A 4,699-nucleotide genomic window follows, 5' to 3' on the forward strand; every position below is an offset into this window, starting at 1 on the left:
TCAAACAGCGAGGGAATCTCCGCCGTCACCGCGTCGCCACGTTGCAAATACTCGCCGCGCGGATGCACAAACGTGGCGCGCGGGTTGTGCGCCGGCCGCTCCGCGAACACGAGCGTGGTGGGGTACGCCGGCATCTGGGCGCGTAGCGCGTCAATCTTCGCGCGCGCCGCGGCCATCTCTGGCGCCACGGATAAAAAATGATCGAGCAGCGCCGGATGCCGGTCGGGATCAGGAGCAGCGCCGGCCTGAAGCAGCCTTTCGTCCACGGCAATCGGCAGATCGCGGGCAGGCGCCGGCACTGGGTCGGTAGTCGCCCAGATGCGGAAGCGACCCATTCCCGCGGCGTAGTACCGCTCGAACAACATTCGCAGGTCGATCGCGCCTGTGGCGTTCAAGGGTTGCTCGAACACAAACACCGCGCTGTGCGATCGTCCCTGCGCGCCGTTGATCGACCAGCCGGTTTGCGGATCGGCGTCGATCGCCGTGGCCGCGGTAAAGGCGCCGCTGGCAAACGAATGGGTGGCGGAGCGGAAAGGCGCGGGCTGGCCGCCCGACTGAACCGCGAACGTGCTAAGGTAGAAATCGCCGAACGGACCCTCGTAATAGATTCTCCCTGGTCCGCGAACGGGCAACCGGTCGTCGACCATGGCTTCCAGTCGCAGCGCAGTCACGCCTTGCAGGTCGCAGGCCAGACGAATGTGATACGTGTCGCTCTTCGATTGGTCGGCCGTGGCCAACACCGAGTCGTCTTCCAAAATGGTGAGCACCGGAATCTCGCTCGTGGCGCTCAGCGGCTTCAGCAGGCGCCAATGCCCGGTGCGCGCCTCTTCGGATGCCACCCATTCTTTGAACCGGTGGGCAAGGTGTTCCTGGCGGCGCTGTTCAATCGGCCGAGGATCGTTCAGGGGCTCGCCTAGTCGAATCCGGAATCGGCCCAGCGTGTGATGCCCGCCGTATTGTTGTGCAATGCGAAACGTCCAGCATGTTCCGCCCGCAAAATCAACCGGTTGTTCCAAGCCGAGCGTCAATATGCGGTTGACGTTCCATTTGTCTTTTCCGTGAATGGCCCAGCCCGTCTTTGGGTTACCGTCGATGGCATGCGCCGCGGGAAATCCGTCTTGCGCGAAGTCGGTCTCGGCCTGGGTTGGCTTGATCTCGCGAGGCGGGGACGAACCATCGAGCGGGGCCGCGGTCACGTTGATCTCGGTGACGACAAAGTTGCCGTGTGGGGTGCGCCCGGGGCCGTTGCCGCCGAGCGACGCGTCGGTAAGCGCCATCAACTCGATGGTCGATACCCGCGGCGCCGGACTCTCCAAAGTCACCGTGTAAACGTCGGACTCCGGATTCGCCCCCGAGATGAGCACGGCGCCGTCCTCTTGAATGGCGACCGTGCTGCCCGCTTCCGACTCCACGCGGGTCGGCTGCGCGTCGTGCCAGCGCAGATCTCCCTCGGTCGGAAACTGGTTCTTCAAGTCGGCCACGGCCGCGTCGATCTGCGCTTGTAACTCGGCGCGGCGCGCGGTGATGTCGGGCTTGGGGACATCCATTTCCAGTTCGTCGGCGTTGTTCAAAAACGCCATCATGCGATAGAAGTCTTGATGGGGGATCGGATCGTACTTGTGCGTGTGGCATTGCGCGCACGCCATGGTCAGGCCAAGCCAAGTGGTCGCGGTCGTCGCGACCCGGTCGATCATCGAGTGATAGCGAAACTCCAATGGATCGACGCCCCCCTCTTCGTTGATCATCGTGTTGCGATGAAACCCGGTGGCGATCCGATCTTCCAGGGTCGCATGGGGAAGCAAATCGCCGGCAATCTGCTTGATGGTGAACTGGTCGAACGGCATGTCGGCGTTCAGCGCGGCGATCACCCAATCGCGATAGGGCCACATCGAGCGGACGCGGTCCTTCTCGTAGCCGTTGGTGTCGGCGTAGCGCGCCAGATCGAGCCAATGCCGCGCCCAACGTTCGCCATAACTTGGCGAGGCGAGCAGCCGATCGACATAGCGCTCGAAAGCGTCGGGCGACGTATCGGCGACAAAGGCGTCGGTCTCTTCCGGCGTTGGCGGCAAGCCGACCAGATCAAGCGCCGCACGGCGGGCCAGCGTGTGGCGATCCGCCTCGGGCGATGGCGTCAGCCCCTCCGCCTCTAGCCGGGCCAAGATGAAGTAGTCAATCGCGTTCTTGGGCCACTCGGTTTGCTTGACCGCTGGCAACGGGGCCTGGCGCGGCGGGACGAATGCCCAATGCGCTTCGTACTCGGCGCCCTCGGCGATCCACTGTTCCAGTATTTGCTTCTGCGCGTCCGACAACGGCTTGTTGGCTGCCGCTGGCGGCATCTGCATGTCGCCGTCGGTCGCGCGGATGCGCAGGACCAACTCGCTCTCGGCGGGCTTGCCCGGCACAATCGGCAGCGCGCCCGACTCTGCCTCGGCGGTGACCGACTCGCGCCGGTCGAGGCGCAGGCTGGCCTGGCGGCTCTTGTCGTCAGGGCCGTGGCACTTGTAGCAATGGCCCGAAAGGATCGGCTGCACCTGCCGATTAAAGTCGATCTTTGCGGGCTCGTTCGCCCGTGCTGAAGCGCAGCTACAAAGGACTGCGATCACAATGCCATAGCGAAGCATGAGTTCCCTCGGTCGAGGCTCGCTGGGGGGCGGGAGGGCTCGGGGCGGGGACTGGGCGGATCGGCTGCGCCGATACCCTGTTCTAACCCCATATGCGGCCAATTGCCACTATTCGCAATGTGGCGATCGTTGCCTAGCCGGCGAAAGCTGCCCGGGTGCGTTCGACCAGCTTATTGTCTGGCCCCCCCGACCCGCGCAGTTGGTACATGCAGGCGGCCAGATACTGGTTGCGATACTGCGGCGAAACGTGCTCCCAATCTTCCAGCACCGCCGAGCTGTACTTGTAGTCGTGCGAGTTGCTGCCTTTGAAAAAGACCAGTAATTGCGCGCGATCGATCAGCGGCTTGGGATCGCCGCTGGCCACTAGCCAGGCAAACGCCTGTTGCGCTCCATCGGCCCGATTGTCGCTGACCGCGGCAAAGATCTCGTCGACGCTCGCCGGCGCCGTTTGCTTGCTGTCGGCCCCAAAAGCGTCGTTGATGCGCCACTCTGGCAACTTGCCGCCGCGTGAACGCGTGGCCTCGCGAAACAGCGGAACAAATGCGGCGTTCTGCAACAGCAAAAGTCGTTGTGTCTGGTCGTCGCGCGCCGCTTGATAGGCGTAGTGCAGCGCGTTGGTCGAGGTGACTGAGTGCAGCGGCACAATGCCCGGCTGGCGGGCCAATAGCTCGGCCGAGCCCAAGAAGAGGGCGTCCCAGATCGATTGGGGATTCACCTTGCGCTTCAGCAGTTCGACGACCTGACGGCACGATTCGTCGGCCGACGCGGTGCGCAGCGCCGTGAGCAATTCCTGGGTAGCGCCCTCGTCGGGCTGGCCTTGTTTCCAATCGGCCGGAAACTGCTGCGCCAGTTCGAGGTTGTGCCGCCAAGGGCGGTCGGCTTCGTGATCGGCGCGGGCTGGGTTCTCGCCGTCGTACTTCACCAGCGCGTAGGCCAGCGAGCGCAAGATCGGTTCCAGGTGCTCGGGGCCGATGCGCTCCAGCGTGCGCTGGCTGTTGGCCACGAAGATTGCTTTGTGGCCGATGTCGCGAAAATCGCGCGCGCCGAAGCGATACAACGTTTGGTACACCTCCTCCGGCGAGGCCACTCGCGCGGCGCCGGCGGCGGCCACGTCGGCCGCGTCGGCATCCCACTGATTCAGCGCGTCGACCAGCGCCGCCAGCGCCTTGTCTTTGGCCGGCACGCGCGCTTCATCGACTGGCTGCATGGTCCAGTCCCCTTCGCGAACGTCGTCAGCCTGCGCCTGCTTGAAGTGATCAAGCGCCCAAAAGATCGGCAGCCAGCGATATTCTTCAGGCGAGTTCATGCTGGCCAGATGCGCTGAGTTCACCACCAGCACGGCATGAAACTTGAAGCCCACGCTCGGCCGTGGCTGAATGTTGCGCACGCCGGCCAGTTGCAGCGCGGCCAGGACGTGCTGATAGCTGAGGCCGTCGCGGATGCGATGAGCCACCGCCTCCAGCAGTTGGTCGCGCGGTGTTTCTTCGAGCAGTCGCACCACCGGCTCGACATCGGCTTGCAGCGGTGCCGCCAGGGGGCGCTTGACTTCAGCGGCGGCGACCCGCGGCAATTGTGAAAGGAAGCCGACATCGCCTAGCCCAGCGAGGCCGCCGACCGTGATGCCGGCCCGCAGAAAGTCGCGACGAGTGCTTGGACGGTTCATGGTTCCCTCCCAGCGGTGGCAGTGTTGGTGCAAGCGGCGCCCCCCGCTGCCGCTCATTATACGCGCGCGACCGCGAGAAGCATCTCGCCCCGCGCGATTCGCTTGTTCATTGCCGGCCGGGGCCCTATTCTACGCGGTGGTCGCGGCATGCTCTTTGGCGCGCGACAGACATTGCTTCGCAAACCCAATTCAAAATATTGCCAATTATGGCCGACGAATCTGACAAGCTCCGGCTGGCGGTCGAACAGTTGCATCAGGCCTTGGAGGCGACCCACGGCCTGACGCCGCAATCGCGCGAATTGCTGGAGCGCACGCTCGGCGAAGTGCGCGGCGTGCTGGCTCAACCCAGCGCGGACGAGGATCAATCGGAGTCATCGCCCCCCGATCCGCTCCGCGCGCAGCTTGCCGAGGCGGC

The 4,699-nt window shown here is 64.4% G+C and carries 3 protein-coding genes; 1 reads left to right on the forward strand and 2 read right to left on the reverse strand.

The features are described from left to right. Both K1X71_21020 and K1X71_21025 read right to left on the reverse strand, forming a co-directional pair. Window positions 1-2,621 (reverse strand): DUF1549 domain-containing protein (locus K1X71_21020; protein ID MBX7075631.1); only part of this gene is annotated, 2,621 nt, incomplete at its 3' end. Between the two features lie 133 nt (window positions 2,622-2,754). After that, window positions 2,755-4,284: a hypothetical protein gene (locus tag K1X71_21025; protein ID MBX7075632.1), complete on the reverse strand. Its 1,530-nt coding sequence runs from the start codon at window positions 4,282-4,284 to the stop codon at window positions 2,755-2,757. A gap of 206 nt (window positions 4,285-4,490) precedes the next feature. Here K1X71_21025 and K1X71_21030 point away from each other — a divergent pair. Beyond that, window positions 4,491-4,699 (forward strand): hypothetical protein (locus K1X71_21030; protein MBX7075633.1); only part of this gene is annotated, 209 nt, incomplete at its 3' end.

Source organism: Pirellulales bacterium (genome assembly GCA_019694455.1).
Taxonomy (GTDB): domain Bacteria; phylum Planctomycetota; class Planctomycetia; order Pirellulales; family JAEUIK01; genus JAIBBY01.